General features: G+C 65.7%; 27 protein-coding genes and 1 tRNA gene. 12 read left to right on the forward strand and 16 right to left on the reverse strand.

Annotated elements, in window-relative coordinates:
- Positions 1-38: 38 nt before the first annotated feature.
- The 7 genes from E8F12_RS17525 to panM all read right to left on the reverse strand — a co-directional run bounded on the left by E8F12_RS17525 (position 39) and on the right by panM (position 7,125).
- A complete protein-coding gene (locus E8F12_RS17525) occupies positions 39-2,042 on the reverse strand; it encodes an EAL domain-containing protein (RefSeq protein ID WP_280326483.1) in 2,004 nt (667 codons plus the stop codon).
- Positions 2,043-2,048: 6 nt separating this feature from the next.
- On the reverse strand, positions 2,049-2,600 hold the full coding sequence (locus E8F12_RS17530; RefSeq protein ID WP_280326484.1) for a heme NO-binding domain-containing protein: 552 nt from the start codon (positions 2,598-2,600) through the stop codon (positions 2,049-2,051).
- Between the two features lie 203 nt (positions 2,601-2,803).
- Positions 2,804-2,879, reverse strand: a tRNA-Phe gene (locus E8F12_RS17535).
- 76 nt (positions 2,880-2,955) lie between these two features.
- On the reverse strand, positions 2,956-3,228 hold the full coding sequence (locus tag E8F12_RS17540; RefSeq protein ID WP_280326485.1) for an oxidative damage protection protein: 273 nt from the start codon (positions 3,226-3,228) through the stop codon (positions 2,956-2,958).
- On the reverse strand, positions 3,225-4,292 hold the full coding sequence (mutY, locus tag E8F12_RS17545; RefSeq protein WP_280326486.1) for an A/G-specific adenine glycosylase: 1,068 nt from the start codon (positions 4,290-4,292) through the stop codon (positions 3,225-3,227). Before mutY ends, E8F12_RS17540 begins: the two co-directional genes overlap by 4 nt.
- Positions 4,289-6,520, reverse strand: a complete 2,232-nt coding sequence (locus E8F12_RS17550) for an AsmA family protein (RefSeq protein WP_280326487.1) — start codon at positions 6,518-6,520, stop codon at positions 4,289-4,291. The genes mutY and E8F12_RS17550 overlap by 4 nt, the downstream gene beginning before the upstream one ends.
- A gap of 206 nt (positions 6,521-6,726) precedes the next feature.
- Positions 6,727-7,125, reverse strand: a complete 399-nt coding sequence (gene panM, locus E8F12_RS17555) for an aspartate 1-decarboxylase autocleavage activator PanM (RefSeq protein WP_280326488.1) — start codon at positions 7,123-7,125, stop codon at positions 6,727-6,729.
- A 130-nt stretch (positions 7,126-7,255) separates the two neighbouring features.
- On the opposite strand from panM, the gene hisB reads away from it, so the two are divergent.
- From hisB to E8F12_RS17590, 7 genes are all read left to right on the forward strand, one after another.
- Positions 7,256-7,849, forward strand: coding sequence for an imidazoleglycerol-phosphate dehydratase HisB (hisB, locus tag E8F12_RS17560; RefSeq protein ID WP_280326489.1), 594 nt, complete (start codon positions 7,256-7,258; stop codon positions 7,847-7,849).
- Positions 7,849-8,487 (forward strand): imidazole glycerol phosphate synthase subunit HisH, encoded by a 639-nt coding sequence (gene hisH / locus E8F12_RS17565; protein WP_280326490.1) that lies wholly within the window; start codon positions 7,849-7,851, stop codon positions 8,485-8,487. Before hisB ends, hisH begins: the two co-directional genes overlap by 1 nt.
- 4 nt (positions 8,488-8,491) lie before the next feature.
- On the forward strand, positions 8,492-8,749 hold the full coding sequence (locus E8F12_RS17570) for a DUF2164 domain-containing protein (RefSeq protein WP_280326491.1): 258 nt from the start codon (positions 8,492-8,494) through the stop codon (positions 8,747-8,749).
- 40 nt (positions 8,750-8,789) lie between these two features.
- Entirely contained in the window at positions 8,790-9,527 is a 738-nt protein-coding gene (hisA, locus tag E8F12_RS17575) for a 1-(5-phosphoribosyl)-5-[(5-phosphoribosylamino)methylideneamino]imidazole-4-carboxamide isomerase (RefSeq protein ID WP_280326492.1), read from the forward strand.
- Positions 9,528-9,572: 45 nt separating this feature from the next.
- Positions 9,573-10,343: an imidazole glycerol phosphate synthase subunit HisF gene (gene hisF, locus E8F12_RS17580; protein ID WP_280287214.1), complete on the forward strand. Its 771-nt coding sequence runs from the start codon at positions 9,573-9,575 to the stop codon at positions 10,341-10,343.
- A gap of 132 nt (positions 10,344-10,475) precedes the next feature.
- Positions 10,476-11,231, forward strand: a complete 756-nt coding sequence (locus tag E8F12_RS17585; RefSeq protein WP_280326493.1) for an ABC transporter substrate-binding protein — start codon at positions 10,476-10,478, stop codon at positions 11,229-11,231.
- 133 nt (positions 11,232-11,364) lie between these two features.
- Positions 11,365-12,120, forward strand: a complete 756-nt coding sequence (locus E8F12_RS17590; protein WP_280326494.1) for an ABC transporter substrate-binding protein — start codon at positions 11,365-11,367, stop codon at positions 12,118-12,120.
- Between the two features lie 180 nt (positions 12,121-12,300).
- Here the strand turns inward: E8F12_RS17590 and E8F12_RS17595 are convergent, their stop codons facing one another.
- The 4 genes from E8F12_RS17595 to gpmI form a co-directional block, all read right to left on the reverse strand.
- A complete protein-coding gene (locus E8F12_RS17595) occupies positions 12,301-13,065 on the reverse strand; it encodes a divergent polysaccharide deacetylase family protein (protein ID WP_280326495.1) in 765 nt (254 codons plus the stop codon).
- 2 nt (positions 13,066-13,067) lie between these two features.
- A complete protein-coding gene (locus E8F12_RS17600) occupies positions 13,068-14,384 on the reverse strand; it encodes a S41 family peptidase (RefSeq protein ID WP_280326496.1) in 1,317 nt (438 codons plus the stop codon).
- A gap of 31 nt (positions 14,385-14,415) precedes the next feature.
- Positions 14,416-15,681 (reverse strand): murein hydrolase activator EnvC, encoded by a 1,266-nt coding sequence (locus tag E8F12_RS17605; RefSeq protein WP_280326497.1) that lies wholly within the window; start codon positions 15,679-15,681, stop codon positions 14,416-14,418.
- 150 nt (positions 15,682-15,831) lie between these two features.
- Complete coding sequence (gene gpmI / locus E8F12_RS17610) at positions 15,832-17,367, reverse strand: 2,3-bisphosphoglycerate-independent phosphoglycerate mutase (RefSeq protein ID WP_280326498.1); 1,536 nt, start codon at positions 17,365-17,367, stop codon at positions 15,832-15,834.
- Between the two features lie 167 nt (positions 17,368-17,534).
- On the opposite strand from gpmI, the gene E8F12_RS17615 reads away from it, so the two are divergent.
- From E8F12_RS17615 to secB, 3 genes are read left to right on the forward strand one after another with little or no spacing between them, the layout of a single operon-like run.
- Positions 17,535-17,948 (forward strand): rhodanese-like domain-containing protein, encoded by a 414-nt coding sequence (locus E8F12_RS17615; protein WP_280326499.1) that lies wholly within the window; start codon positions 17,535-17,537, stop codon positions 17,946-17,948.
- A 1-nt stretch (position 17,949) separates the two neighbouring features.
- Positions 17,950-18,225, forward strand: coding sequence for a glutaredoxin 3 (gene grxC / locus E8F12_RS17620; RefSeq protein WP_280326500.1), 276 nt, complete (start codon positions 17,950-17,952; stop codon positions 18,223-18,225).
- A gap of 14 nt (positions 18,226-18,239) precedes the next feature.
- Complete coding sequence (gene secB / locus E8F12_RS17625; RefSeq protein WP_280287223.1) at positions 18,240-18,710, forward strand: protein-export chaperone SecB; 471 nt, start codon at positions 18,240-18,242, stop codon at positions 18,708-18,710.
- 182 nt (positions 18,711-18,892) lie between these two features.
- Here secB and trmL read toward each other — a convergent pair whose 3' ends face one another.
- The gene (trmL, locus tag E8F12_RS17630; RefSeq protein WP_280326501.1) at positions 18,893-19,354 is read right to left on the reverse strand and encodes a tRNA (uridine(34)/cytosine(34)/5-carboxymethylaminomethyluridine(34)-2'-O)-methyltransferase TrmL; all 462 of its coding nucleotides are present in this window, start codon (positions 19,352-19,354) and stop codon (positions 18,893-18,895) included.
- Here trmL and E8F12_RS17635 point away from each other — a divergent pair.
- On the forward strand, positions 19,353-19,793 hold the full coding sequence (locus E8F12_RS17635; protein ID WP_280326502.1) for a hypothetical protein: 441 nt from the start codon (positions 19,353-19,355) through the stop codon (positions 19,791-19,793). The two genes, trmL and E8F12_RS17635, sit on opposite strands and share 2 nt — an antisense overlap.
- A gap of 707 nt (positions 19,794-20,500) precedes the next feature.
- On the opposite strand, the gene ntrC is transcribed toward E8F12_RS17635, so the two are convergent.
- The 4 genes from ntrC to E8F12_RS17655 form a co-directional block, all read right to left on the reverse strand.
- The gene (gene ntrC / locus E8F12_RS17640; RefSeq protein WP_280326503.1) at positions 20,501-21,937 is read right to left on the reverse strand and encodes a nitrogen regulation protein NR(I); all 1,437 of its coding nucleotides are present in this window, start codon (positions 21,935-21,937) and stop codon (positions 20,501-20,503) included.
- A complete protein-coding gene (gene glnL / locus E8F12_RS17645; protein ID WP_280287228.1) occupies positions 21,934-23,019 on the reverse strand; it encodes a nitrogen regulation protein NR(II) in 1,086 nt (361 codons plus the stop codon). Before glnL ends, ntrC begins: the two co-directional genes overlap by 4 nt.
- A gap of 273 nt (positions 23,020-23,292) precedes the next feature.
- Entirely contained in the window at positions 23,293-23,913 is a 621-nt protein-coding gene (locus E8F12_RS17650; RefSeq protein WP_280326504.1) for a DUF4124 domain-containing protein, read from the reverse strand.
- Positions 23,914-23,916: 3 nt separating this feature from the next.
- Complete coding sequence (locus E8F12_RS17655) at positions 23,917-24,471, reverse strand: DUF4124 domain-containing protein (protein ID WP_280326505.1); 555 nt, start codon at positions 24,469-24,471, stop codon at positions 23,917-23,919.
- A gap of 253 nt (positions 24,472-24,724) precedes the next feature.
- Between E8F12_RS17655 and E8F12_RS17660 the strand changes: the two genes are divergently transcribed.
- Positions 24,725-26,920: a mechanosensitive ion channel family protein gene (locus E8F12_RS17660; RefSeq protein ID WP_280326525.1), complete on the forward strand. Its 2,196-nt coding sequence runs from the start codon at positions 24,725-24,727 to the stop codon at positions 26,918-26,920.
- Positions 26,921-26,952 lie beyond the last annotated feature (32 nt).

Below are 26,952 nucleotides of genomic sequence, written 5' to 3' on the forward strand. Positions count from 1 at the left end.
GCTCCATCCACATGCATTTTTCTTTCAGAATCAATCGCTTACTCAAATGGCGCGGCGAGGATGCCGGATTCGGTCGAATCATGCCCGGCCAGCAGCGTTTTTTCTTTCAGCAACCCGGCGAAGGCGGTGGCGGACAATGGTCGGGCGAAGAGGTAGCCCTGCCCGAAGTCGCAGTCCAGGGACTGGAGAATCGCCAGGTGGCGTTCGGTTTCGACGCCCTCGGCGACGGCCTCGATGCCCAGGTTGCGGGCCAGGCTGAGGATGGTCTGCACTATCTGCCGGCCTTCCGGGCACTGGTCGAGCTGGGTCACGAAGGAACGGTCGATCTTCAGTACATCCAGGTGGAAGCGGTGCAGGTAGCTCAGGGAGGAATAGCCGGTACCAAAGTCGTCGATGCTGATGCGTACGCCCAGGTTGTGGAGCTGCTCGAGCACCGCGGTGGTCCGCTCGGAGTCGGCCATGGACACGCTTTCGGTGATCTCCAGGCGAACGCACTCCGGGCGGATGCCGGTTTCGGCAATGATGCTGCCGACTTGTTTTACCAGGTCATGCTGGGCGAACTGGCGGGCCGACAGGTTGATGCTCACGGTAAGAGGCGCGGGGCGGGGATGTTCCCGGTGCCAGCGCGCCATGTTGCTGCAGGCTTCGCGCAGTACCCAGAGGCCGAGCGGCAGGATCAGGCCGGTGTCCTCGGCCACCTGGATGAAGTCGCCGGGGTAGACCAGTTCGCCGGTCGACTTCTGCCAGCGCACCAGCGCTTCCACGCCCACTATCTCTTCGCCGGGCAGTCGGACTATGGGCTGGTAGTGCAGGATGAACTCGCCGTTTAGCAGTGCCTGGCGCAGCTGGGTCTCCAGCGTCAGCCGGCCGACGGCGAGGTCGTGCATGCTGTGGTCGAAGAGCTCGAAGCGGTGCTTGCCCAGGGTCTTGGCCCGGTACATGGCCAGGTCCGCATGGCGGAGGATTTCTTCCGCCGACTCGTAGCCCAGGTCGCTGGGGGCGATGCCGATGCTGGCGCTGATATAGAGCTGCTCGCCATTGATGAGGAAGGGCGGTTCCAGGGCGCTCATCAGGCGCTCGGCGACCAGCACCGGAGCGTCGGGGGCGTCGATGCAGTCCAGCAGGATGGTGAACTCGTCGCCGCCCATCCGCGCCAGGGTGTCGCTCTGCCGCAGGCAGCCGCCGAGGCGCGCGGCGACCTGGATGATGAGCAGGTCGCCGGCCAGGTGGCCCAGGCTGTCGTTGACCAGCTTGAAGCGGTCTAGATCGATGAACAGCACCGCGAAGGCCGCCTCCCGATGGCGGCTGCAACGGGCCACGGCGCGCGACAGGCGATCGGCGAAAAGCGCGCGGTTGGGCAGGCCGGTGAGCGGGTCGTGGAAGGCGTCGATCAGTTGCTCTTCGGCGCGCTTGCGTTCCACCACCCGACCCATCTGCACGCCGATCTGCGCCATCAGGTGCAGCAACGTATCGTCCGGCGCCAGTACGCTGTTGGCGAAGAACTCCAAAACACCGACCACTTCGCTGCCCACCAGCACGGGGAAAGCCGCCGCAGCCTTGAGGCCGGCCCGTTCCGCGGCGGCGATGCGGCAGAACTCGGGGGTCTGGGCGATATCGGTGATCCAGGCCGGAGCGGCGCTGGCGAGCACGCGGCCGGGCAGCCCTATGCCGGGGCGGAACTCCATGGCTTCGGTCACCTGGCAGAAGTCCGTGAAACGTGCCTCGTCGGCACTGTGCCAGATGGCAGTCGAACGCAGGCGCGGTTCGCCTTCGACATTGACCGTCAGGTAGGCGTGGCCGATCCGCCAACCGGTGAACTGACAGATGCTGCGCACGGTGAAGCTGAGCCCGTCGGCGACCGAGGCGGCGCCGTTGGCGGCGTCGGCGATGGACTCCAGCAACTGCAGCTGCTGCTGCTTTTCATAGAGCTCGCGCAAGCCGCGCTCGGCGATCAGCTCCGCCTCCAGGCGTGCCTGGCGCTCACGCTGCAGGCGGCGCCGCAGCTTGTCCGCTTCAGTGTCTTGCTCGGGTGAGTGGTCCATGGCCGCTCAATCCGGACGTTTGCCGTGGAAGGTGATGCGGCAGCGGCACTCGGGATCCCCTCGATGCATGCAGTCGAGGTGGTCGACGTCCAGGGATTCGCCGAAGTGCGCCGCGGCACCTTCGATGAAGCCGTGGGCCAGCGCACAGAGGCGACGCGGGGAGCGGTAGGTCATCAGCAGCGTGCCGTCCGCGTCGTCGTGAAAGCCGAAGGTGGGCACGTCGGCTCCCGGATAGATCTTGCGGACTTCGGGATGAATGATGGCGTTGACGCTGAGGATGAAGGGGCGGGTCGAAGCGTGGGGAGTGAAGTAGGCCGGGTAGCGGCTGGCCAACGCCGGCATGGCTTCCCGGCCGAACCAGCGCAGCACGTCGAAGGGCGGCATGCCCAGCGCCTCCGAGGCGGCCCCCACCAGCCGGTAGATATGCTCGTCCGGGTAACTGCCGAGGGAGGTGTACACGCCGTCGAGGTCCGCTCCTTCCAGCAGGGCGTCCCAGGCATCCGCGCCTCGGTGCCGGGTGACCACTTCTTCCAGCAGGTTGAAGACTATTCCCTTCATGCGATCCCCCATTTCCCTCAGGACTGGCCCTCTCCGGGCCAAAGCCGGCCTGGGGCTCACAGCAGGGTGCAGCGGTACGCTGTGAGGTTAGCAGCGCTGTCCGGGGGCCTCCACTTCGTGATGGGGAGGGCAGGGGGAATAAAGTGCGGGGGCCGGAAAGCAAAAAGCCCCAGCGCATGGCTGAGGCTTTTTGACGGTATTAGTGGTGCCCAGGGACGGAATCGAACCGCCGACACGGGGATTTTCAATCCCCTGCTCTACCGACTGAGCTACCTGGGCAACGGGGCGCTATTAAACGGATTTGCCGGCCCCTCGTCAACACCCTTCTGAAAAAAATTTTAGTTATTACGGGTGCTTACGCGCTCGGGGGCACATAACCCTCGGCTTGGGCGTAGTCTTCGCCCGAGAGGAACTTGTCCATTTCGGCCTGGAGGAACTTGCGGTCATCGGCGTTCATCATGTTCAGGCGACGCTCGTTGATCAGCATGGTCTGGTGGGCCTGCCACTCGTCCCAGGCCTTCTTCGACACGTTGTTGAAGATGTCATCGCCCTTGGCGCCGGGGTACGGCGGACGCTCCAGGCCCGGCAGTTCCTCTTTGAATTTGCGGCACATCACGGTGCGGGTCATCTCATCTCTCCTGCATTCAATACATCGGCCGCGCGCTTGAGCAGCTTCTTCACCGGAGCGGCTAGCCCTAGGCGCGGCGGGGTGGCGAGGTTATACCAGAGCCAGTCGCCCTCGGCCACGGCGGGGGCGCTGCCTTCCACCTGCACTAGCCAGGGTTCGATGGCCAGCTGGAAATGGCTGAACGTGTGGGTCAGGCCAGGCAGTTCACGGCGCTCGCCAAGGTGCAGCGCGTGCTGGCTGGCCAATGGGGGAAGGGCGTCGAGGTCGTCCAGCTCCGGCAGGCTCCAGAGCCCGCCCCAGAGCCCACTCGAGGGGCGGCGATAGAGCAGGATGGCTCCATCGCGGCTGGCCAGCAGCGGCATCAGCGTGCGCTTCTGCGGCAGGGCCTTGCGCGGTTTCGCGACGGGGTAGGCGCTCTCCCGGCCCAACTGGTGTGCTCGGCAGCCGCTTTGCAGCGGGCAGAGCAGGCAGCTGGGCTTGCTGCGGGTGCAGAGGGTGGCGCCGAGGTCCATCATCGCCTGGGTGTAGTTGTTGACCCGGGCATACGGGGTGAAGCGTTCGGCCACTTCCCAGAGCTGCTTCGCCACCTTGGGCTCGCCCGGATAGCCGTCCTGGGCGACGTAGCGGGCCAGGACGCGCTTGACGTTGCCGTCGAGGATCGGCGCACGCAGGCCCATGGACAGGCTGGCGATGGCGCCGGCGGTGGAGCGGCCGATACCCGGCAGCTCGGCCAACTGGTCGACGTCGCAAGGGAATTCGCCGCCGTGCTCGGCAACGATCTTCTTCGCGGTCTTCTGCAGGTTGCGGGCGCGGGTGTAGTAGCCGAGGCCGGTCCAGAGGTGCAGCACTTCATCTTCCGGGGCCGCCGCCAGGGCCTGAACCGTGGGCAGCGCCTCCATGAAGCGGTCGAAGTAGCCGAGCACGGTGCTGACCTGGGTCTGCTGCAGCATGATTTCGGAAACCCAGACGCGGTAGGGGGTGATGCCCTGTTGCCAGGGCAGGTCCTTGCGCCCGTGGCGGTCGTACCAATCGAGAACGGCGCCGGAGAACTGCTCGGGAGTCATTGCTTGAACAGCCCCTTGAGCGCGTCCTTCAGTTCCGGGCTGACCTTGTCGCCGAGCTTTTCCTCGAGCTTCTCGGAGAGCTTCTCGCCCGCCAGCTTGGCGGCCACCTTGCCCATGCCGTCCTTGTCCAGGCGGCAGGCCTTGGCGCCCAGTTCCAGCGGGCCGCGGCAGCGCAGCGGCCACTCGATGCCCACATAGCGCTCGTTGACCTGGCAGGCCGGGTCCGGCATTTCGCTCTTGTCGCCTTCGATGATCACGCCCACGCGGTAGTCCAGGCCCAGTACGCGCAGATCCACGGCGCCGTCGCCCTTGACCTTGAGGCCGGGGATGCTGGCGCGCAGGTCGGGGTTGCTGGCCACACCATTGACGAAGTTGAGTGAGCCCTTGAGTTCCTCGAAGGGGGTTTCCTTGCCGTCGCGGGTGCTGCTCAGCTCCTTGCGGTTGAGGGTGGCGATGCCCTGGCAGAGCTGCTGCTCGAGGTTGGCGTCAAGCAGCGCGCCGTCGTTCAGGACGAAGCTCGAGGTGCCATTGAGGCCGTCGACCCAGGCCTTCTGGCTGTTGCCGCTGGTGGTGATGTCGGCATTCATGTCCAGCAGGCCGCGGACCGGGGGCTTCTGCTCCAGGGCCTTGAGCAGCTGCTCCGCCGGCACCTTGCTGACACGCTTCTGCGCCTTCAGCAGCGGTACCGCCGGGCGGGCGTCGATCTGTGCGCTGGCTTGGTAGCTGCCGCCGAAAAGGCCGCCGCGCAGGTCCTCCAGGGTCAGCAGGCCGCCCTTGCCGTTGGCCTTGAGGCTGAAATCGGTCATCGGCAGCTTGTCGACGGTGAGCTGGCCAATGTTCAGGGCGGCTTCCAGGTCCACCTTGCGCAGTTGGTCCACCGGCAGCACGGGGGCTTCGCTCCAGGCCGCCTGGGTGGGCGCGTTGGGCAGCGGGGTGTTGCCCTGACTGGCGGCGGCCACAGTGGTCTTCACTTCGGCCTGGCGGGCGCTCTTGGCTTCCTGCTTGGCCTTGGTCTTGGGCGGCAGATAGCGGTCCAGGTCGAACTTGTCGCCCTTGAGTTGGAGGCGCACGGCCTTCTGCGCGAAGTCGGCCACCGCCACGCGGCCGCTGAAGCTGCTGTCGTCGAGTTTGAGGCTGAGGCCCTCAAAGGCCAGGCTGTTGGTGCTGCCGTTGAGCTTGGTCACCAGCTCGAACTTCTGCAGGGCGTTGGCGTCGCTCATGGGCGGCAGCTCGACGCCGACGCCGGTGAGGAACTCGCGCAGGTTGAACGGCGCGATGGAGAGGCCACCTTCCAGGCGTGGGCCCTTGTCCAGGCTATGCACCTTTATATCGCCAAGGGCGCGCAGCTGGTTGCCGGAGAACTTCAGGCTGTTCCATTCGGCGATGTTGGCGGCAAGGTCGGCCAGCACCTGGCCCTGGGCATTGAAGGCCAGGGTCTTGCCCTTCAGCGGTTCACCTGAGGCTTCGCCGCTGAGCTTGAGGTCTTCCAGCTGGTAGCGCTTGAGGGCGCGCTCGAAGCGCAGGTTGGTGGTGAGCTCGGTCTTGGCCCGCAGGACCGGCTGGTTGGTGCCGAAGAAGGCGCTGAGCTTGACCGGGATGCTGGCGCCTTCGCGGATTGCACCGGTGGTCAGCTCGATGCCTTCGGCGCTGAATTGCTTGCCGCTCTTGGCATCGCTGTAGTCGACGCGGGCGTTGTGCACGGTGAGGCTGTCGATATCCAGCTTGACCGGGCGCGCCGGCTTTTGCTCGGCGGGCGCCGGGGGCGTTTCGCCAGCCGGTGCCGGGGTGGTGGGGGTGCCGGCCTGGGCGGGTGCCGGGGCCTTGGCCGGGCGGCCGATGCCTTCCCAGTTACCCTGGCCCTTGTCGTCGCGTTGCAGGTCGAGGTTGAGGCCTTCGACGCGGATATCGCTCATCTGCACTTCACGGCGCAGCAGCGGCAGCACGCGCACCGAGAGGCCGATCATGTCGAGGTTGGCGAAGGGTTTGGCCGGGGTGGTGGCGCTGGCCAGGGTGGCCTGGTGCAGCTCGAGGCCGAGCCAGGGGAAGAGGCTCCAGCCGATATCGCCGTTGAGGGTCAGCTCCAGGTTGGCCTTGTCCCGGGCCAGTTGCTGGATTTCGTCCTTGTAGTCGTTCGGGTCGAACAGGTGGGTCAGGGCAAAGCCCAGTGCCACTATGATCAGCAACAGCCCGAGAAAGATGAGGCCCAGGATTTTGCCGAAGGCTTTCATTGACCAGTCCTTGTGATGGATCGCGTGAATTGAAGGTGCCGAGTATAGCGCCGGGCCATCAACCATGGATTGCGCCGACGCCGGCCTCGAACAGCGGGTTTCGGACTTTGGATGGCGAAAGCCGCCGACGGTTCAGCGTTCGAGGTGTCCGGGATGGAAATCCGCTCGGCGGCTTTCCTCCCGTGCGTCATGTTGACGCATCCGTCTCAGAGGCTTTCCAGCGGCAGGTGCAGGCGCGCGGCCAGGGCCTGGCTTTCCAGGTGGCCTCCCGGGGCCGCCAGGTGCAGCGGCTTGCCGGCCTCCCGGGCGAGGCGCGCGGCTTCTTCCACCAGGCGGCGGCCGACGCCGCGGTGGCGGGTCACCTGGCGTACGCAGAGGTGGGACAGCCGCCAGTAGCTTTCGCCGCGCACCACTAGGGCCGCGCCCAGTAACCGGTCGTTGAAGCGCCCGGCAACCAGCAGGCCCTCGTCCAGGCCACGCTGCACCAGTTCGGCGGCGTTGGCGTAGGGCGCCAGCAACCACTCGGGGGCGTCGGCGTAGATCTTCGCCAGGTCGCCGCGATCCTGCTCGGACGGGTTGTTCAGGGTCTCGACTACTACGGGCATGGTGGCTCCTGGAGGGCATCGCTGGCGCGGCCCAGCAGTGTAAACCCCGCCGACCGCCGTCGGTAGCGGCGCCAAGGCGCGGCGGCCTATAATGGCGCTCTTTTTCGTGAGCCTTTTTGTGGAGCTGGTGATGGCCGAACGTACGGCATCCGTCGAACGCAATACCCTGGAAACCCAGATCAAGGTCTCGATCAACCTGGACGGCACTGGCAAGGCCCGCTTCGATATCGGCGTGCCCTTCCTCGAGCACATGCTCGACCAGATCGCCCGCCACGGCCTGATCGACCTGGACATCGAGTGCAAGGGCGATCTGCATATCGACGATCACCACACGGTGGAAGACGTCGGCATCACCCTCGGCCAGGCCTTTACCCGTGCCCTCGGCGACAAGAAGGGCATAGTCCGCTACGGCCATTCCTATGTGCCGCTGGACGAGGCCCTGTCGCGGGTGGTCATCGATTTCTCCGGCCGCCCCGGCCTGCAGATGCACGTGCCCTTCACCCGCGCGGTGGTCGGCGGCTTCGATGTGGACCTGTTCCAGGAGTTCTTCCAGGGCTTCGTCAACCACGCCCTGGTGAGCCTGCACATCGACAACCTGCGTGGCCACAACACCCACCACCAGATCGAAACCGTATTCAAGGCCTTCGGCCGCGCCCTGCGCATGGCCGTCGAGCGCGACCCGCGCATGGCCGGGCAGATGCCATCCACCAAGGGCGTGCTCTGATGCAGACGGTCGCAGTCATCGACTATGGCATGGGCAACCTGCACTCGGTCGCCAAGGCCCTGGAGCACGTCGGTGCCGGCCGCGTGCTGGTCACCAGTGACTCCAATGTGATCCGCGAAGCCGACCGGGTGGTCTTCCCCGGCGTCGGCGCCATCCGCGATTGCATGGCAGAGATCCGTCGCCTCGGCTTCGACAGCCTGGTGCAGGAAGTCAGCAAGGACCGCCCTTTCCTCGGCATCTGCGTCGGCATGCAGGCGTTGCTGGAGCACAGCGAGGAGAACGACGGAGTCGACTGCATCGGCCTGTTCCCGGGCCAGGTGCGTTTCTTCGGCAAGGGCCTGGTGGAAGATGGCGAGCAGCTCAAGGTGCCGCACATGGGCTGGAACGAAGTGGCGCAGAGCGTCGCTCATCCGCTCTGGCACAGCATTCCCGACCGGGCGCGCTTCTACTTCGTGCACAGCTATTACATCGAGGCCGGCAATCCCACTCAGGTGGTAGGCCGCGGCCACTACGGCAAGGATTTCGCCGCCGCCCTGGCCGATGGTTCGCGCTTCGCCGTGCAGTTCCACCCGGAGAAGAGCCACACCCACGGCCTGCAGCTGCTGCAGAACTTCGCCGCCTGGGACGGGCGCTGGTAAGCCGATGAGCCGCGCGAAGAAGGTCCCCAGCCTGCAACTCGACGCCGCCCAGACCCAGGGCGCGGTGTTGGCGATCAAGCGTTTCATGGCTGATCGCTTCGAGCTGGAGCTGGGCTCCTTCGAGGCCGAGGAAGTGCTGGATTTCTTCGCCCGGGAGTTCGCACCGCATTTCTACAACAAGGCGATCTTCGATGTGCAGGCGCACCTGAAAGACAGGTTCGAAAGCATCGAGAGTGACTTGTGGGCGCTCGAGAAAGACTGAGCGTCACGCCGATTCCACTGACTTCGAACAGGTTGAACCGATGCTGATTATCCCCGCTATCGATCTGAAGGACGGCGCCTGCGTGCGTCTGCGCCAGGGCCGTATGGAAGACTCCACCGTGTTCTCCGACGACCCGGTGAGCATGGCCGCCAAGTGGGTGGACGGTGGTTGCCGCCGCCTGCACCTGGTGGACCTGAACGGCGCCTTCGAAGGTCAGCCGGTCAATGGCGAGGTCGTCACCGCCATCGCCAGGCGCTACCCGCAACTGCCGATCCAGATCGGTGGCGGCATCCGCTCCCTGGAAACCATCGAGCACTACGTCAAGGCTGGCGTGAGCTACGTGATCATCGGCACCAAGGCGGTGAAGCAGCCGGAATTCGTCACCGAGGCCTGCAAGGCCTTCCCGGGCAAGGTCATCGTCGGCCTGGACGCCAAGGACGGATTCGTCGCCACCGATGGCTGGGCTGAAGTCAGCAGCGTGCAGGCGGTCGACCTGGCGAAGCGTTTCGAGGCCGACGGCGTATCCGCCATCGTCTACACCGACATCGCCAAGGACGGGATGATGCAGGGCTGCAACGTCGAAGCGACCGCCGCCCTGGCCGCCGCCAGCAAGATCCCGGTGATCGCATCCGGCGGTATCCACAACCTCGGCGACATCGAGAAGCTGCTGGCCGCCAAGGCACCCGGCATCATCGGCGCGATCACCGGCCGCGCTATCTACGAAGGCACCCTGGACGTGGCTGAAGCCCAGGCCTTCTGCGACAGCTACAAGGGCTAATCGAAGGCTACCGGTGCGCGCGGCGCACCCAACGGGAACACTGTTATGGCTTTGGCAAAACGCATTATCCCTTGCCTCGACGTCGACAACGGCCGAGTGGTCAAGGGCGTCAAGTTCGAGAATATCCGCGACGCCGGCGACCCGGTGGAAATCGCCCGTCGCTACGATGAGCAGGGCGCCGACGAGATCACCTTCCTCGACATCACCGCCAGTGTCGACGGCCGCGACACCACCCTGCACACCGTGGAGCGCATGGCCAGCCAGGTGTTCATCCCGCTGACCGTGGGCGGTGGCGTGCGTACCGTGCAGGACATCCGCAACCTGCTCAATGCCGGCGCCGACAAGGTGTCGATCAACACCGCAGCGGTCTTCACCCCGGAATTCGTCGGTGAGGCTGCTTCACGTTTCGGCTCCCAGTGCATCGTGGTCGCCATCGACGCCAAGAAAGTGTCGGGCCCCGGAGAAACGCCGCGCTGGGAAATCTTCACCCATGGCGGGCGCAAGCCCACCGGCCTGGATGCCGTGGCCTGGGCGAAGAAAATGGAAGACCTGGGCGCCGGTGAGATCCTGCTCACCAGCATGGACCAGGATGGCGTGAAGAGCGGTTACGACCTGGGCGTTACCCGCGCCATCAGCGAGAGCGTCGGGATTCCGGTGATCGCCTCGGGCGGCGTCGGCAATCTCGAGCACCTGGCGGCCGGCATCCTCGAAGGCAAGGCGGACGCCGTTCTGGCGGCGAGCATCTTCCACTTCGGCGAGTACACCGTGCCCGAGGCCAAGGCCTACCTGGCCAGCCGCGGCATTCTGGTGCGCTGAGCACGATTCTTTGACCTTCGCCCAGGCTGCTCCGTGTGACGGAGTTCGCAGCCTGGGCTGCTGATGCCCGAGCCTTGTTACCGCAAGGTTAAGCTCAGCGCATTCCCCTTCTCTCCTGCAAGGTAGCCGCATATGTCGAAACGCCTGCTGCTGGCGCTGGCCGGTACCCTGATGGTATTGGCCGGTGCAGCTCGCGCCGAAGTGGACGAGAACTACAGCGTGGTTCTCCTGACGGAAAACTTCCCGCCCTACAACATGTCGATCAACGGCAAGAACTTCGCCCAGGAAGACAACATCGACGGCATCGCCGTCGACATCGTGCGCGAGATGTTCAAGCGCGCCGGGGTCAAGTACAGCCTGACCCTGCGCTTTCCCTGGGATCGCATCTACAAGCTGGCGCTGGAGAAACCGGGCTACGGCGTTTTCGTCACCGCGCGGCTCCCCGAGCGCGAGCAGTCCTTCAAGTGGGTCGGGCCGATCGGCCCGGACGACTGGATCATGCTGGCCCGCGCCGATAGCCAGGTTGCCCTGGCCAGCCTGGATGACGCGCGCAAGTACAAGGTGGGTGCCTACAAGGGCGACGCCATCGCCGAATACCTGACCCAGCAGAAGCTCGAACCCATCACCGCCCTGCGCGACCAGGAAAACGCCAAGAAACTCGAAAAAGGCCAGATCGACCTTTGGGCCACCGGTGATCCGGCCGGCCGCTACCTGGCCAAGCAGGAAGGCGTGAGCGGCCTGAAGACCGTTCTGCGCTTCAACCAGGCCGAACTCTTCCTGGCGCTGAACAAGGACGTCCCCGACGAAGTGGTGCACAAACTCCAGGCCGCACTGGATCAGATGCGCGCCGAGGGCTTCGTCGACGAGATCCTCAACAGCTACCTGTAGAAAGACACGAACGACCGGCCATGAGCCGGTCGTTTGCCATTGCCATGGAAGGCAGGACAGATGTCCGTGGGTGGGGAGCCCACGCAAGGAAGTCGCTTAGCCACAACCACAAATCCAAGCGAGCGGTATTACCATGCAGAAGCTGATCCAACGCGCCCTGACCCTGGGCCTGATGTTCATCGCCTTCACGGCGCGCGCCGAGTTGCCGGCGGACTACAAGGTGGTGTTGCTCACCGAGAACTTCCCGCCCTTCAACATGGCGGTGGACGACAAGAACTTCGCCCGCGACGACGGCATCGACGGCATCAGCGCCGATATCGTCCGCGAGATGTTCAAGCGTGCCGGCATCAGCTATAGCCTGACCCTGCGCTTCCCCTGGGACCGCCTCTATCGCCTGACCCTGGACAAGTCCAACTACGGCCTGTTCTCCACCACCTTCACCCCCGAGCGCCAGCCGCTGTTCAAGTGGGTCGGCCCGATCGCCAAGACCGAGTGGGTGCTGCTCGCCGCGCCGGGCAACAACCTCGCCGTCAAGGACCTGAAGAGCGCCGCGCAGTACCGCATCGGTGCCTACAAGAACGATGCCGTGAGCCAGCACCTGGAAAGCCAGGGCATGGCGCCGCAGAACGCCCTGCGCGACCAGGAGAACGTCAAGAAACTGCTCAAGGGCCAGATCGACCTCTGGGCCACTACCGATCCGGTGGGCCGCTACCTGGCCAAGCAGGAAGGTGTGACCGGGCTGCAGACTGTGCTGCGCTTCAACAGCGCCGACCTCTACCTGGCCTTCAACAAGGACACCCCGGAGGAGGTGATCGAGCGCCTGCAGAAGGCCCTGGACGAAATGCGCAACGACGGCTTCGTCGACGAGATCACCCAGAACTACCTGTGATTCCGCCGGAGCAGGCCTGCGGCCTGCTTCGCGAATTCATTCGCGATGCTTTTTCTTGTGGGGGCGATTTCAATCGCCAAGGACCGCGCAGCGGTCCCCTGGGAGATTGCAGGGCAGACCTGCGGCCTGCTTGGCGAATGAATTCGCCCCCACAATTGATCCAACGCCAAGATCGGCCGCCTACCTGTAAACCCCCGCCTTGCCATGGCCCACCATGGCCTGGTTGCCGCGCAGGGCGATCAGCATCTCCACATCGATCAGCTCGAAGCCCTGCTCCTTCAGGCGTGGCAGCTCACGCTCCAGCAGCGCCAGGGTGGCCGGATGGGGATGGCCGATCATCAGGGCCGAGCCCTGCTTGCGCGCCAGCTTCAGTGCAGCGTCGAACTGCGCCGCCACCGCCGCCGGGCTCTGGTCGTCATCGAGGAAAATGTCCCGCGAGAGGCTGGCCAGGCCCACCTTCTGCGCCTCGGCCGCGGCCACCGTGGCGGCGCTGGTGCGGCTGTCGATGAAGAACCGGTGATCCCGCTGCAGCCGTTGCATCAACAAGGCCATGGCCGGACGCTGGGCGGTCATGCGGCTGCCCATGTGGTTGTTCAGGCCGCGCGCGTAGGGAACCTGGCGCAGGGCGGCATCGAGGCGTTTCTCCAGCTCGTCCGTGGATAACCCCGGATGCCAGGCATAGGGACCGGTGGCCGGGTCCATGGGCAGGTGCAACATTACCGTCTTGCCGGCGGCGTGGGCGGCTTCGGCCAGTTCGCGGGAGTGGGGGGTATCCGGGAGGATGGACAGCGCCACCGGGCCGGGGAGGGCGAGGACGCGGCGGTCGCGGGCCGGGCTCTGGCCCAGGTCGTCGATCACCAGGGCCAAACGCGCTGTCGGAGCGGCCCAGGCACCGGTTGCCGTCGCGCCCAACCACAGCGCCAACAACCAGATACCCCAGCGCACCGTCATTTCCCGCGGGTGACGTTCAGGCCTTTCAGCAGGTTGAGGGCCTGGCTCAGCTGGAAGTCGTCATCCTGCGGGCGCGGCTGGTTCGACTTGGCCTTGCCCGAGCTAGGCTTGTCGGCGCCGCCATTACCGTTGCCCAGGTGGCCGGCGAGGTCGGCTTCCTTGAAGGTTTCGCTGTCCTGCTCGCGGGTGACCTTGGCGCGCGCCACCTCGATGTCCGGGACTATGCCCTGGGCCTGGATCGAGCGGCCGTTGGGGGTGTAGTAGAGGGCGGTGGTCAGTTTCAGCGCGCGGTCGTTGTTCAGCGGCAGCACGGTCTGCACCGAGCCCTTGCCGAAGCTGTCGGTGCCCATCAACACGCCGCGCTTGTGGTCCTGCAGGGCGCCGGCGACGATCTCGGCGGCCGAGGCGCTGCCACCATTGATCAGCACCACCAGCGGCACGCCTTCGCTGGCGTCGGCCGGGTCGGCGGAGAAGCGCAGCTCGGAATTGGCGATGCGGCCCTTGGTGTAGACGATCAGGCCCTTCCTCAGGAAGTGGTCGGAGACTTCCACGGCCGACTGCAGCACGCCGCCGGGGTTGTTGCGCAGGTCGAGGACGAGCCCGCTGAGGCGGCCGTCGTTTTCTTTGCGCAGCTTGGCCAGGGCCTTGCCGACTTCTTCGCCGGTGTTGACCTGGAACTGGGTGATGCGCAGGTAGCCGTAGCCTTTCTCGAGGATCTGGCTCTTCACGCTCTTGACCTTGATCGCCGCGCGGGTCAGCTCGACGTCGAAGGGCTGGCCGCCGTCGCGCACCAGGGTCAGGACAATCTTGCTGCCGGCCTTGCCGCGCATCTTGTCCACCGCTTCTATCAGCGAGATGCCCTTGGTCGGCTGGCCGTCGATCTTCACGATCAGGTCGCCGGGCTGGATGCCGGCCTTGGACGCCGGAGTGTCGTCGATGGGCGAGACCACCTTGACGAAGCCGTCCTCGGTGCCGACCTCGATGCCCAGGCCGCCGAATTCACCGCTGGTGCTCTCCTGCAGCTCCTGGAAATCTTCCGGCTCCAGGTAGGCCGAGTGCGGGTCGAGGTTGCTGAGCATGCCTTTGATGGCGTTTTCCAGCAGGGTCTTGTCATCCACGGGTTCGACGTAGGCGGATTTGATGCGGTCCAGCACCTCGGCGAAGGTCCGCAGCTCGTCCAGCGGCAGCGGCGCCTTGCCGTTCACCGCCGTGGCGGGAAGATTTGCCGGCTCCTCGGCGGCCAGAAGCTGCGGGGCGCCGCCGAGCAGCGCCAGTGCCATGGCCAGGGAAGTGAGGCGGGACTGATGCGACATGCGAACTAACTCCTGCTAGATGAGGTGGCGCCTATCCTTGCGCGCGGCACCACTGTGCCGGGTCGGTCGGTCGGCCCTGCTGGCGAATTGCGAAGTACAGGGCGGGAGTGTCCTGCCCGCCGCTGGTGCCGACTGTGGCGATGGATTCGCCCGCTTTCACGATATCACCGGCATTTTTCAGTAGACGCTGGTTGTGACCGTAGAGGCTCAGGTAGCCGTTGCCATGGTCGAGGATGACCAGAAGCCCGGCGCCACGCAACCAGTCGGCGAACACGACGCGGCCGCCGTGCACTGCGCGCACGTTGCTGCCAGCCGGGGCGCCAATCAGCACGCCGTCCCATTTGGCCCGCGAGTCGCCGCCACGGGCCGAGCCGAAGCTCGCCACCAGGCGGCCGTCCACCGGCCAGGGCAGCTGGCCGCGGGACTTGGCGAAGGGGCCGCCGAAATTGCCGCCAGTACTCGATACCAGCGGGCCGCTGCTGGCCCGGGCCGGCGTGCCGACCGGTTGTTCGCGCAGCTGGCGCTGCTGTTCGGCGAGGGCGCGCTTGCGCGCTTCCTCGGCCGCGCGGGCTTCGCGCTCCTGGCGGGCCAGGGTTTCTTCGATGGTCTTGAGGACCTTGCCCAGTTCAGCCTGTTCCTGTTCGCGGGCCTTGAGCTTCTTGTCGCGGTCACTGACGTCCTGGTTCAGCTTGGCCAGGGCCAGTTGGCGCTCCTTGCGCGCGGCGGCCAGCTGTTCGCGGCGGCCGTCGAGGGCGGCTTTCTGCTCGTTGAGCTGGTTCTGCTGGGCGGTGATTTCCTGTTCGACATTGGCCAGCTGGCGCAGCGTCTCGTTGAAGGTGTCTAGCTGCTCCAGGCGGGCCTTGCTCAAGTAATCGTAGTAGGTGAGGGTGCGGGCGAATTTCTCGGGATGCTGCTGGTTGAGCAGCAGCTTGACGTATTCCTGCTGGCCGCTCTGGTAGGCCGCGCGGGCCTGGATGCCGATCAGCCGCTGCTGCTCAGCGCGCGCGTCCTGGAGTTTTTTTTTCTCCCCATCCAGGCGCTGGATCTCGCCCTCGCTCTTCTCGAGCTCCTGCTGCAGGTCCTTGACCTGCTGTTCCAGGCCGCCCATCTCGGTTTCGGTCTTTTTCAGGTCGGTCTGGACGCCGGACTTTTCCTGCTGCAGTTGCTGCAGGAGCTTTTTCAGCTCGGCGACGTCCTTGGCGGCCTTGTCCAGCTGTTGCTGGGTTTCGGCGCGCTGGTCGGCCATGACCGGGGTGATCAGGCTGGCGAGGATTACGAAGGCAAGGGCGCGAAACATGGGGGGTGGGGCACCAGGGGGGAGGGTCGGTCTAGTATGCCCGTGGTGCCGGGCAAAAAAAACGCCCCGGACCTGGGGTTCGGGGCGTTTCCTGATGAGGCGCGCAGATTTTCTGCGTGCGGGCCGCGCTCAGGCGACGGCCCGCGTCGATCATTGCAGCTCGACTATGGTCTTGCCGGACATCTCGGCCGGAACCGGCAGGCCCATCAGGGTCAGCAGGGTCGGCGCCACATCGGCCAGCACACCGCCTTCGCGGACCTTCGCCGGGCGCTTGCCGACATAGATGAAGGGCACCGGCTCACAGGTGTGGGCAGTGTGGGCCTGACCGGTCATCACGTCTTCCATCTGCTCGACGTTGCCGTGGTCGGCGGTGATCAGGGCTTCGCCGCCGACCTTGTCCAGCGCCGCGACGATGCGGCCGACACAGCTGTCCAGGCACTCCACGGCCTTGACCGCGGCCTCGAACACGCCGGTGTGGCCGACCATGTCGCCGTTGGCGTAGTTGACCACTATCACGTCGTAGCGCTGGTTCTCGATGGCGTCGACGATCCTGTCGGTCACCTCGGGGGCGCTCATTTCCGGCTGCAGGTCATAGGTGGCGACCTTGGGCGATGGAATCAGGATGCGCTCTTCGCCCTCGAAAGGCTCTTCGCGGCCGCCGGAGAAGAAGAAGGTCACGTGGGCGTACTTCTCGGTCTCGGCGATGCGCAGCTGGGTCTTGCCGTTCTTCGCCAGGTACTCGCCCAGCACGTTGTCCAGGGATTCCGGCTTGAACGCGCTGGGGGCGGGGATGCTGGCAGCGTACTGGGTGAGCATCACGTAGTCGGCCAGTTTCAGCTCGCGCTGGCGGGTGAACTCCTTGAAGCCCGGCTCGACGAACGCGCGGGACAGCTCGCGGGCGCGGTCGGCTCGGAAGTTCATGAAGATCACGGCGTCGCCGTCTTCGACCTTCACCGGCTCGCCGATGCGGGTGGCCTTGACGAACTCGTCGCTCTCGCCGCGCTCGTAGGCGGCGGCCAGGCCTTCGCTGGCAGTGGCGGCGGAGAACTCGGCCTGGCCTTCGGTGATCAGGTTGTAGGCGGCTTCGACGCGGTCCCAGCGGTTGTCGCGGTCCATGGCGAAGTAGCGGCCAATCAGGCTGGCGATGCGGCCCTTGCCGAGGCGGGCGAAGGCCTCGTCCAGCAGCTTGATGGACGGCTCGGCGCTCTTCGGCGGGGTGTCGCGGCCATCGAGGAAGGCGTGCAGGTAGAGCTTCTCGGCGCCGCGCTGGGCGGCCAGCTCGGCCATGGCGACCAGGTGGTCCTGGTGGCTGTGCACGCCGCCTTCGGAGAGCAGGCCCATGAAGTGCACGGCCTTGCCGGCGGCCACGGCCTTGTCCACGGCAGCGGTGATTTCCGGGTTGCTGAAGAAGTCGCCATCGCGGATCGCCTTGGTCACGCGGGTGAAGTCCTGGTACACCACGCGGCCGGCGCCGAGGTTCATGTGGCCGACTTCGGAGTTGCCCATCTGGCCGTCCGGCAGGCCGACATCCATGCCGCTGCCTGAAATCAGGCCGTTGGGCAGGGTGGCGCGCAGGCGGTCGTAGACCGGGGTCTTTGCGGCGTGAATGGCGTTGTACTCGGGGCTGTCACTGTGACCGAAACCGTCCAGGATGATCAGGACCAGGGGTTTGGGCGTGGCTGTCATAAAGTCCGACTCTTCTGCTGCAAAGGGTGGAAAGTAGCGGGCACGGGCCCCGGAAAAAGACGCGGCATTCTACGTTCTGGTTCCGTTGGCGTCACCGCCAGGCGGGGTTTGGCCGACCTGTGGGGCTGTGTATACTGGCCGGCATTTTACCGTCCCGGAACCCGACGATGCTCGCCCATCTGATTGAATTTGCCACTACCCACTATGTACTGAGTGGATCGTTCGTCGTGCTGTTGGCACTGCTGCTGGCCCACGAACTGCGCCGCAGCGGCCGCGCCATCTCCACCCGCGAGCTGACCTCCATGGTCAACGGCGGCCAGGCCGTGGTGCTGGACGTGCGCGCCAACAAGGAATTCTCCGGCGGCCACATCGTCGACGCCCTGAACATCCCCGTTGAAAAGCTGCCCAGCCGCATCACCGAGCTGGACAAGCACAAGGACAAGGCCATCATCGTCGTCGACACCATGGGCCAGCATGCCGGCGCCGTCTGCCGCGACCTGAAGAAGGCCGGTTTCAACGCCCTTAAACTGTCCGGCGGGATCGGCAGCTGGCGTGGCGACAACCTGCCCCTGGTGAAGTGAGATGGCAGAGATAGTCGTTTACTCGAGCGCCTGGTGCCCCTACTGCGTCCGTGCCAAGCAATTGCTGGACAAGAAGGGCGTCAGGTATGAAGAGATCAACGTCGACGGCAATCCCGCAGTTCGCGCCGAGATGACCCGCAAGGCCGGGCGCACCTCGGTGCCGCAGATCTGGATCGGCCAGACCCACGTGGGCGGCTGTGACGACCTGTACGCCCTGGAGCGCGCCGGCAAGCTCGACGCCCTGCTCCAGGCTCGCCCGCAAACGGAAACGCACTAGAACAAGGCAGACCCATGACTGAACAAGCAAGCAACGGCGACAACCAGAACCCGCAGTTCTCCCTGCAGCGCATCTACGTGCGTGACCTGTCCTTCGAAGCGCCGAAGAGCCCCGAGATCTTCCGCCAGGAGTGGTCGCCGAGCGTCGCCCTGGACCTGAACACCCGTCAGAAGCAGCTGGACGGCGACTTCCACGAAGTGGTGCTGACCCTCTCCGTGACCGTGAAGAATGGCGAGGAAACCGCCTTCATCGCCGAAGTGCAGCAGGCCGGCATATTCCTGATCAAGGGCCTGGATGCGGCTTCCATGAGCCACACCCTGGGCGCTTTCTGCCCGAACATCCTCTTCCCCTACGCCCGTGAAACCCTGGACAGCCTGGTTGTCCGCGGCTCCTTCCCGGCGCTGATGCTCTCCCCGGTGAACTTCGATGCGCTCTACGCGCAGGAACTGGCGCGCCTGCAGGCCGCCGGCGAAGCCCAGGCCTGAGTCATCCGGCCTCATGAAAAGCGCCCTTCGGGGCGCTTTTTCTTTGGGCGGGAAATCGTAGGCGGGGAAAACCTTGTGGGGGCGAATTCATTCGCTAAGGACCGCGAAGCGGTCCCTGAGGGGCTCGAGGGCAGCCCTGCGGGCTGCACAGCGAATGAATTCGCCCCCACAGAAGAGCTGGCTCAATCCAGACTGAAATCATGCTGCCGCCAGGCCTCGTACACCGCCACGGCCACGGTATTGGACAAGTTCAGGCTGCGGCAGTTGGGCCGCATCGGCAGGCGCAGGCGCTGTTCGGGAGGCAGGCTTTCCCGGACCTCCTGGGGCAGGCCGCGGCTTTCCGGGCCGAAGAGGAAGGCGTCGCCCTTCTGGTAGGCCACTTCGTGGAACAGCCGGGTGCCCTTGGTGGTGAAGGCGAAGACCCGCGGCTGGCCTAGGCTTTCCAGGCAGCTGGCCAGGTCTGCGTAGCGCTGCAGGGTGGCGTACTCGTGGTAGTCCAGTCCGGCGCGGCGCAGGCGCTTGTCGTCCAGTTCGAACCCGAGCGGTTCGATCAGGTGCAGATGGCAGCCAGAGTTGGCGCACAGCCTGATAATGTTGCCGGTATTCGGCGGAATTTCCGGTTGAAACAGGATGACGTGAAACATGGCTGGTCCCGAGCCCGAAGACGGGCGGCATTCTACTCCCGATGATGATCCACGACCGAGCCTGTGGCCGCGCTTTTTGTTCTCCCTGGCGCTGCTGGGCCTGTTGTTGGGGTTGATGATCGGCCGCCTGACGGAGCCCGAGCCGGTGCACCTGCAACGCATCGAGGTGCGCCAGGGTGGCCTGGCGCTCTGGTTCGACCGTGAGCCGGAGGTGCGCGTCGAAGAATTGGAAGGAGCCTATGCGCTGGTACTGGGCGCCTTTGGTCCGGCGGCGCGGGGGCAGCTGGCATTGGACTCGGCGCCGGTGAGCTGGCGGGTGCAGCGGGCGGCCGAGGGTGTGATGCTGCGTTTCGTCGCAGCGCGGCCCTTGCACGGTGAATGGAAGGGGGCCGCAGCGGATGGGCACTGGCGGCTGGAGATCAGCCTGCGCGCCGAATAAGAGAGGGGAATCCTCGGCCTGCCTGTACCAAGGCCCCCTGAAGGGTGGTCGCCCGCTCTGGCCGGCGACGCTGTCCTGCGCTGGGTTCCGCTGGAACCCTGGCGGCTGGAAGCCAGCACGCCTGTGGATAAAAGAGGGGAATCCCCGGCCTGCCTGTACCAAGGCCCCCTGAAACCTGGTCGCCTCCAGGGCGACGCTGTCCTGCATGCGGCCTTTCCGGGCCGTGGGGGCTGAACGCCGTCAGCCCACCTGTCATAAGAGCGGGGATTCCCTGGCCTGCCTGTACCAGGGCCCCCGAAACTGTTGTTGTCTGGTGTAATGCAGGGGGCGTGCCAGTTCCTTGGAAACACCATTCCCATCGCTTTCCTGTATGTCTGGAAGCCCCGTGGTTACTGGCGTTGGCGGATGCAGGCCAGGCTCGTAGGGGGATTCTCCGTTCGGCATTGAGGGCCGAGTACGCTGCTGCGTGAGGCACTTTTTTGAGGCAACTCGGCTGCTCAGGCACCAGCGCGGGTCCAATTCCCCTGTCGAATAAGTTGCGCACGGGAAGCGCAGACACCGTTCGGAGCGGGCGTGGGGGGTAAGGGCGAGGTCGGTGATGGAGGGGGGATTCGGTGCTGACAGCAGGCAGCCGCCCTGACTGGCGATTTGCCCGCCAGCGCGGGGAAGGGGGCGGGACGCTCTAGTGCGCCCCGCCTGGGCTGCAATCAGCCCACGTCGTTGTCGTCGTCGTCGCCACCTTCCACTTTCATGCCCAGCTCCTTGATCTTGCGGGTCAGGGTGTTGCGGCCCCAGCCCAGGAGCACGGCGGCGTCCCGGCGGCGGCCGGCGGTGTGCTTGAGGGCGGTCTCGATCATGATCCGCTCGAAGGAGGGCACGGCGCTGTCCAGCAGGCTGGACTGGCCGCGCGCCAGGGCCTGGTCGGCCCATTGGCGCAGTGCCTGCTCCCAGTTGGTCACCGGAGCGGTGTCCTGGGGCTGGGTGAGCAGTTCCGGTGGCAGATCGTCGACGTGCACCTCGCGGCCCGAGGCCATTACGGTGATCCAGCGGCAGGTGTTCTCCATCTGGCGCACGTTGCCCGGCCAGGGCAGGTTCCTGAGGTAGTCCTCGGTTTCGTTCTTCAGCAGCTTGGGTTCGACTGCCAGCTCCTGGGCGGCGCGGGCGAGGAAGTGCCGGGCCAGCGCCGGGATGTCCTCGCGGCGGTCGGCCAGGCGCGGGATGTGGATGCGGATGACGTTCAGGCGGTGGAACAGGTCTTCGCGGAACTTGCCGGCCTGCACCAGGTTTTCCAGGTTCTGGTGGGTGGCGGCGATGATGCGCACGTCCACCTTCACCGGGGTGTGGCCGCCGACCCGGTAGAACTCGCCGTCGGCCAGTACGCGCAATAGGCGGGTCTGGGTGTCGGCCGGCATGTCGCCGATCTCGTCGAGGAACAGGGTGCCGCCGTCGGCCTGCTCGAAGCGGCCGCGGCGCTGGTTGGCGGCGCCGGTGAAGGCGCCCTTCTCATGGCCGAACAGCTCTGACTCCATCAGGTCCTTGGGGATCGCCGCCATGTTCAGCGCGATGAAGGGCGAGGCGGCGCGCGGGCTGTGGCGGTGCAGGGCGTGGGCCACCAACTCCTTGCCGGTGCCGGATTCGCCGTTGATCAGCACCGTGATATTGGAGTGGCTGAGGCGGCCGATGGCGCGGAACACCTCCTGCATGGCCGGCGCTTCGCCGATGATCTCCGGGGTGCGGGTCTGGGCTGCCGGCGCTTCCAGGCCTTGCTGTTCCTGGGCGTGCTGGAAGGCGCGCTTGACCAGCGACACGGCTTCGTCCACGTCGAAGGGCTTGGGCAGGTACTCGAAGGCGCCGCCCTGGTAGGAGGCCACCGCGCTGTCCAGGTCGGAATGGGCGGTCATGATGATGACTGGGAGGCGCGGGTGCAGCTCGCGGATCCGTGCCAGCAGGTCCAGGCCGCTGGCGCCTGGCATGCGGATGTCGGAGATGATCACGTCCGGCTGCTGCCGGGTGAGGCGGCCGAGCAGGCTGTCGGCACTCTCGAAGCTCTGGGTGTTCATGCCTTCCTGTTGCAGGGCTTTTTCCAGGACCCAGCGGATGGAACGGTCGTCGTCGACGATCCAGACGGTTTCACTACGGCTCATGACGAGGAAGCTCCTTGTTCCAGCGGCAGGAAGATCGAGAAGACGGTGTGCCCGGGATGGCTTTCACACTCGATCAGGCCCTGGTGCTGACTGATGATGTTCTGGGCGATGGCCAGCCCCAGCCCGGTACCGTCCGGACGACCGCTGACCATGGGATAGAAGATGGTTTCCTGGAGCTCGGCCGGAATGCCCGGGCCGTTGTCGATGATTTCCACCTTGGTCACCAGGCGATGGCGGGTATGGCCGATGGTGAACTGGCGCAGGGTGCGTGAGCGCAGGGTGATGCGGCCAAGGCGCAGCTCGTTTTGCGCGGAGATGGCCTGCATGGCGTTGCGCACTATGTTGAGCACGGCCTGGATCATCTGCTCCTTGTCGATGAAGACATCGGGGATGCTCGGGTCGTAGTCGCGCACCAGATTGATGCAGCCCTGGCTTTCGGCGTCCACCAGGCTGCAGACGCGCTCCAGCACCTCGTGGATGTTGGTCATGGCGAGCGACGGCAGCTTGTTCGAGCCGAGCATGCGATCCACCAGGTTCCGAAGGCGGTCGGCCTCTTCGATGATGACGTTGGTGTAGTCCTTCAGGTGCTCTTCCGGCAGCTCGCGGGAGAGCAGCTGGGCGGCGCCGCGGATGCCGCCGAGGGGATTCTTGATCTCGTGGGCCAGGCCGCGCACCAGCAATTTGGTGGTTTCCTGCTTGGAAAGTTGGGCCTCTTCCTTGGTGATCCGCAGCAGCCGGTCACGCGGGTGCACTTCCAGCAGGAGCAGGGTTTCGCCGCGGTGCAGCACGGGGGTCACGGCGTAGTCGACGGTCAGGGTCTGGCCGGACAGCGAGGTGACCATGGCTTCGCGCTTGGTGAAAGGATGCGCCTGTTCCACCGCCTGGCGCAGGGAGGCCAGCGCTTCGGGCGATTCGGTGAACAGCTCGCTGATGAACTGGCCGTGGCTGCGCTGGCCGCTGACGGCGAGGAGCATCTCCGCCGCCGGGTTCATGTACTCGAGGCGCAGGTCGGCGTTGAGCAGGATCACCGCAGTGGTCAGGTTATCCAGCAGCAGTCGGTGGATCGCGTCGTTTATGGTCATGGCTTCGGCGCTCGGGGCGATGACTGGAAAATGCAAGAAGCAAACCAAAGCCCTGAAAAGACGCGGGAAAACAGGGTTTCTGCCGGCTCGGGCCGCTTTTCAGAGCAGATCGTCCGGTCGCGGACGAACCAAAATGGGGAGAGTATAGAAAGCGGTGCAGGCATATGCACCGAAGTGGTGCGCAGAAAGGCGACTTCGCAGGATGGGGCGGGTGGCGTTGCGCGAGCGCAGCGATGTCCATGCGGACATCGCCGGGTCTTGCCATCCCGCCGTTCACATGAACGGCACGTAAGGGATGTCTTTCTCTTCCTTGGGCTTGTCCTTCAACGGGCATTCCGGGCGCACGCCATAGTCGTCCTTCTTGCAGGGACGGGCCAGGCGCTTCTGCGAAAGGGATACGCGCATGATATGCACGGGCTGGCTGGGGGTACGCTCCACCACGCGGCCCTGCTCGTCGATGACTTCCACCGCCAACTGGTGGGTGCCACGGTCCAGGTTCTGCAGCGGGAACACCGGGCTGCGGCCCGGCTCGGCCACGGGCTGGCCGTCCAGCAGCAGGCGATAGCTGTGGTTGGCGCGCAGGCCCGGCTCGCTCATGGCGCTGACGATCAGGTTGCCTTCGCCGTCGCGGACGGTGGCATCGGGCTCGGGCACCAGGATACGCAGCACCTGGTAGCCCTGTTCGCGGGGGATGGGCGCCTGGTAGAGGGGCGGTGGCTGGATCGGCGCCGGCCTGGCCATGGCGTTGGAGGGCACCAGCTCCAGGCGCTTGGCATTCCCGGGCTTGGGGCGGTCGGTGAAGACGCGGTTGCCCTCGTCGTCGATGTAGGTATAGACCTCGGCCAGCACGGGCTGGCCCAGGAAGAGCAGGGCGAGGAGCAGGAATCGGGTCATCGGTCAGTTGCTGGGGCGGGGTGTTGGGGCGGGCGGCGGGCGCAGCGCAGGGCTGCTGGTGTTGACCCGCTGGACGGTGAAGCTGACGGGGGCACTGCGCTGCACCACTTTGGTGCCTGCGAGCACGTCCACCGCCAGGCTGTGCTCGCCGCGGTCGACATTCACCACTTGCAGGCGTGGCACGTTGACGGCCTGACCATAGGGTTGGCCGTCCAGGCGCAGGCGCAGGCTGTGGCTGGGCTGCAGGCGCGGCTCCAGGCGCACGCTGACGCTGAAAGTGCCATTGTTGGCGCGCAGGGCTTCCGCGTCGGGGATATCGATCAGTTCCAGCACCTGGTAGATGGCCTCGAGTTCGGTGCTGGCCGGATCGCTGGCCGGGGCGCTGGGCGGCTGCGCCTGGATCGCATTGGTCGGGGGCAGCTCCACCTTCTCGCTGGCGGCACCGTCCGGTGGCTGGTTGGTGAACACCGTGTTGCCGTTGGCATCGGTGTATTTGTAGATCTGTGCGGTGGCTGGCAGGGCCAGTGCCAGCAGCAGGCCGGCGAGCAGGGGACGCATGGCGCGATCTCCGTTCATGCAGTGTCGCTAAGCCTTGCACCAGTGGGGTTGGCTGGCAAGAGTGGCATGGCCTGGTTGTGCGGCTGAGCAACAATGGTGCCGCTCCTACAGGAAAGATCGAACCGACATGAACAAATCCTTCCGATCATGCCGCAACCTCTGCGGGCGATTGCCCCGAGTGGCGGCTCGGGCCGCCGGCTTTTGTATGATGCTGCGGTCCGTCTTGTTTTCAGGGAATGTCCCTCTCGTGCCGATGCTGCCCTTGCCTACCCTTCGTTTCATTGTCCCGCTGCTGCTCTGCCTGCTCCTCGGCCTGTTTTGCGCCCCGCAGGGCCAGGCCGCGCTGCCCAATCCGCTGGCGGGGAGCTCCTCGTCCGGGGAGCAGATCAGCACTGCCCAGCTCGAACAGTCGCTCGACCAGGTGATTCAGACCCTGGAGAACGACAAGCAGCGCGCCGACCTGCTGAAGAAACTGAAGCAGTTGCGCGACGTGACCGGGAAGGGCAAGGAGGAGGACAGCGGCGTGCTGGCGCTGATCGGCGATACCCTGGGCGACCTGGAAAAGCGTTTCCAGGGCGACAACAGCCCGCTGCGGCTGTGGGGCAAGCAGCTCCAGCTGGCCCATGCCGAGCTGGAGGAACGTATGCCGGCCTGGCGCGAGCTGCCGGCGATCGTCTTCGATTTTTCCGTCGTCATCCTGCTCTGGGCCTGCCTCGCGTCGCTGCTGCTCTGGCTGGGGCGACGCATGCGCGAGCGTTTCGGCCTGTCGGCGGAACTGCCGCATGACCCCAAGACCCGCGACCTGGTGCTGTTTGCCCTGCGCAAGCTGGGGCCCTGGCTGATCGCTTTCCTCATCACCCTCTACCTTTCGCTGGTGCTGCCCAGCTCCCTGAGCAAGACCCTGGCGATGGTGATGGCCTACGTGCTGGTATCCGGCACGCTGTTCTCCGCGCTCTGCGTGATCTGCCTGTCGCTCCTGGGCGGGCCGCACCGTCAGCGGGCGCTGGATATCCTGCGGCGCGAGGCGTTCCGCCCGCTCTGGCTGATCGGCAGCCTGGCCGCCCTGGGGGAGTCGGCCCATGACCCGCGCCTGATCGCCGGCTTGGGCGAGCACACCGCGATCTGCCTGAGCACCCTGGCCAATGCCAGCGCGGCCCTGTTCACGGCACTGTTCGTGCTGCGTTTCCGCCGCCCCATCGCCCACCTGATCCGCAACCAGCCGCTGGACCGGCGCCTCAAGCGGCGCAGCCTGCATGACCTGGTGCAACTGGTCGGTTCCCTATGGTACGTGCCGGTACTGCTGCTGGTGGGCACCTCCCTGTTCGCCACCTTCGTCTCCGCCGGCGACAGCAACTCGGCTCTGCGCCGCGCCCTGCTTTCGGCGGTGCTGGCGGTGGTGGCGATGACCGTGATCGGCCTGATCCGCCGCCGCTCCGGCCGGATCGGCGAGGGGGCAAGGCGTAGCGCACCCTATGTCGAACAATTGCACAGCTTCGGCCTCACCCTGGTGCACTTGTTCGTGGTGCTGTTCTTTGTCGAAGTGGGGCTGCGGGTCTGGGGCATGTCGCTGATCCGCTATGCCGAGGGGGATGGCGAGCAGATCAGCATGAAAGTGGTGAGCTTCGGCACCACCCTGCTGGTGGCCTGGCTGGTCTGGATCCTCAGCGACACGGCGGTGCAGCACAGCTTGGGCGTCAGTGGCCGGAACCGTGCCAACACCCGCGCCCTCACCATGCTGCCGCTGATCCGCAACGTGCTGTTCGTGACCATCGCGGTGATCGCCTTGATCGTCGCCCTGGCCAATATGGGCATGAATGTCACGCCACTGCTCGCCGGCGCCGGCGTCATCGGCCTGGCCATCGGCTTCGGCGCCCAGTCGCTGGTGGCAGACCTGATCACCGGCCTGTTCATCATCATCGAGGACTCGCTGTCGATCGACGACTACGTGGACGTCGGCGGCCACCTGGGCACGGTGGAGGGACTGACCATCCGCACCGTGCGCCTGCGCGACCTGGACGGCGTGGTGCACACCATTCCCTTCAGCGAGATCAAGAGCATCAAGAACTACTCGCGGCAGTTCGGCTACGCCATGTTCCGTTGGCCGGTGCCGGCGAGCATGCCGATCGACGACGCCCTGGCGCTGGTCCAGGAGGTGGCGAAGGAGCTGCGCAGCGATCCCTCCATCTACCGCAACCTGTGGTCGCCGCTGGAAATGCAGGGGGTGGAGAGCTTCGACAGCGGCCAGGCGATCCTGCGCTTCCGCTTCAAGACCGCGCCGATCAAGCAATGGGAAGTGCAGCGGGCGTTCAACCTGCGCCTGCGCCGGCGTCTCGACCAGACCGGGCTGGAGCTGGCGATGCCGCGCCTGAACGTCCAACTCAGCCGGATGCGCCAGCCACGGGCCGAACCGCCGGAAGTGCAGGGCGTGCCGGCAGATGGGGGGATCTGACGGCTCGGGCCGATCATTGTAGCGGCGAATTC

This window comes from Pseudomonas sp. BN102 (assembly GCF_029871245.1).
GTDB lineage: Bacteria > Pseudomonadota > Gammaproteobacteria > Pseudomonadales > Pseudomonadaceae > Metapseudomonas.

Excerpts from the sequence above, each read along its gene's own strand:
- E8F12_RS17525 (WP_280326483.1), bottom strand. The coding sequence starts at position 2,042 with ATGGACCACTCACCCGAGCAAGACACTGAAGCGGACAAGCTGCGGCGC.
- E8F12_RS17530 (WP_280326484.1), bottom strand. The coding sequence starts at position 2,600 with ATGAAGGGAATAGTCTTCAACCTGCTGGAAGAAGTGGTCACCCGGCAC.
- E8F12_RS17540 (WP_280326485.1), bottom strand. The coding sequence starts at position 3,228 with ATGACCCGCACCGTGATGTGCCGCAAATTCAAAGAGGAACTGCCGGGC.
- mutY (WP_280326486.1), bottom strand. The coding sequence starts at position 4,292 with ATGACTCCCGAGCAGTTCTCCGGCGCCGTTCTCGATTGGTACGACCGC.
- E8F12_RS17550 (WP_280326487.1), bottom strand. The coding sequence starts at position 6,520 with ATGAAAGCCTTCGGCAAAATCCTGGGCCTCATCTTTCTCGGGCTGTTG.
- panM (WP_280326488.1), bottom strand. The coding sequence starts at position 7,125 with ATGCCCGTAGTAGTCGAGACCCTGAACAACCCGTCCGAGCAGGATCGC.
- hisB (WP_280326489.1), top strand. The coding sequence starts at position 7,256 with ATGGCCGAACGTACGGCATCCGTCGAACGCAATACCCTGGAAACCCAG.
- hisH (WP_280326490.1), top strand. The coding sequence starts at position 7,849 with ATGCAGACGGTCGCAGTCATCGACTATGGCATGGGCAACCTGCACTCG.
- E8F12_RS17570 (WP_280326491.1), top strand. The coding sequence starts at position 8,492 with ATGAGCCGCGCGAAGAAGGTCCCCAGCCTGCAACTCGACGCCGCCCAG.
- hisA (WP_280326492.1), top strand. The coding sequence starts at position 8,790 with ATGCTGATTATCCCCGCTATCGATCTGAAGGACGGCGCCTGCGTGCGT.
- hisF (WP_280287214.1), top strand. The coding sequence starts at position 9,573 with ATGGCTTTGGCAAAACGCATTATCCCTTGCCTCGACGTCGACAACGGC.
- E8F12_RS17585 (WP_280326493.1), top strand. The coding sequence starts at position 10,476 with ATGTCGAAACGCCTGCTGCTGGCGCTGGCCGGTACCCTGATGGTATTG.
- E8F12_RS17590 (WP_280326494.1), top strand. The coding sequence starts at position 11,365 with ATGCAGAAGCTGATCCAACGCGCCCTGACCCTGGGCCTGATGTTCATC.
- E8F12_RS17600 (WP_280326496.1), bottom strand. The coding sequence starts at position 14,384 with ATGTCGCATCAGTCCCGCCTCACTTCCCTGGCCATGGCACTGGCGCTG.
- E8F12_RS17605 (WP_280326497.1), bottom strand. The coding sequence starts at position 15,681 with ATGTTTCGCGCCCTTGCCTTCGTAATCCTCGCCAGCCTGATCACCCCG.
- gpmI (WP_280326498.1), bottom strand. The coding sequence starts at position 17,367 with ATGACAGCCACGCCCAAACCCCTGGTCCTGATCATCCTGGACGGTTTC.
- E8F12_RS17615 (WP_280326499.1), top strand. The coding sequence starts at position 17,535 with ATGCTCGCCCATCTGATTGAATTTGCCACTACCCACTATGTACTGAGT.
- grxC (WP_280326500.1), top strand. The coding sequence starts at position 17,950 with ATGGCAGAGATAGTCGTTTACTCGAGCGCCTGGTGCCCCTACTGCGTC.
- secB (WP_280287223.1), top strand. The coding sequence starts at position 18,240 with ATGACTGAACAAGCAAGCAACGGCGACAACCAGAACCCGCAGTTCTCC.
- E8F12_RS17635 (WP_280326502.1), top strand. The coding sequence starts at position 19,353 with ATGGCTGGTCCCGAGCCCGAAGACGGGCGGCATTCTACTCCCGATGAT.
- trmL (WP_280326501.1), bottom strand. The coding sequence starts at position 19,354 with ATGTTTCACGTCATCCTGTTTCAACCGGAAATTCCGCCGAATACCGGC.
- ntrC (WP_280326503.1), bottom strand. The coding sequence starts at position 21,937 with ATGAGCCGTAGTGAAACCGTCTGGATCGTCGACGACGACCGTTCCATC.
- glnL (WP_280287228.1), bottom strand. The coding sequence starts at position 23,019 with ATGACCATAAACGACGCGATCCACCGACTGCTGCTGGATAACCTGACC.
- E8F12_RS17650 (WP_280326504.1), bottom strand. The coding sequence starts at position 23,913 with ATGACCCGATTCCTGCTCCTCGCCCTGCTCTTCCTGGGCCAGCCCGTG.
- E8F12_RS17655 (WP_280326505.1), bottom strand. The coding sequence starts at position 24,471 with ATGCGTCCCCTGCTCGCCGGCCTGCTGCTGGCACTGGCCCTGCCAGCC.
- E8F12_RS17660 (WP_280326525.1), top strand. The coding sequence starts at position 24,725 with ATGCTGCCCTTGCCTACCCTTCGTTTCATTGTCCCGCTGCTGCTCTGC.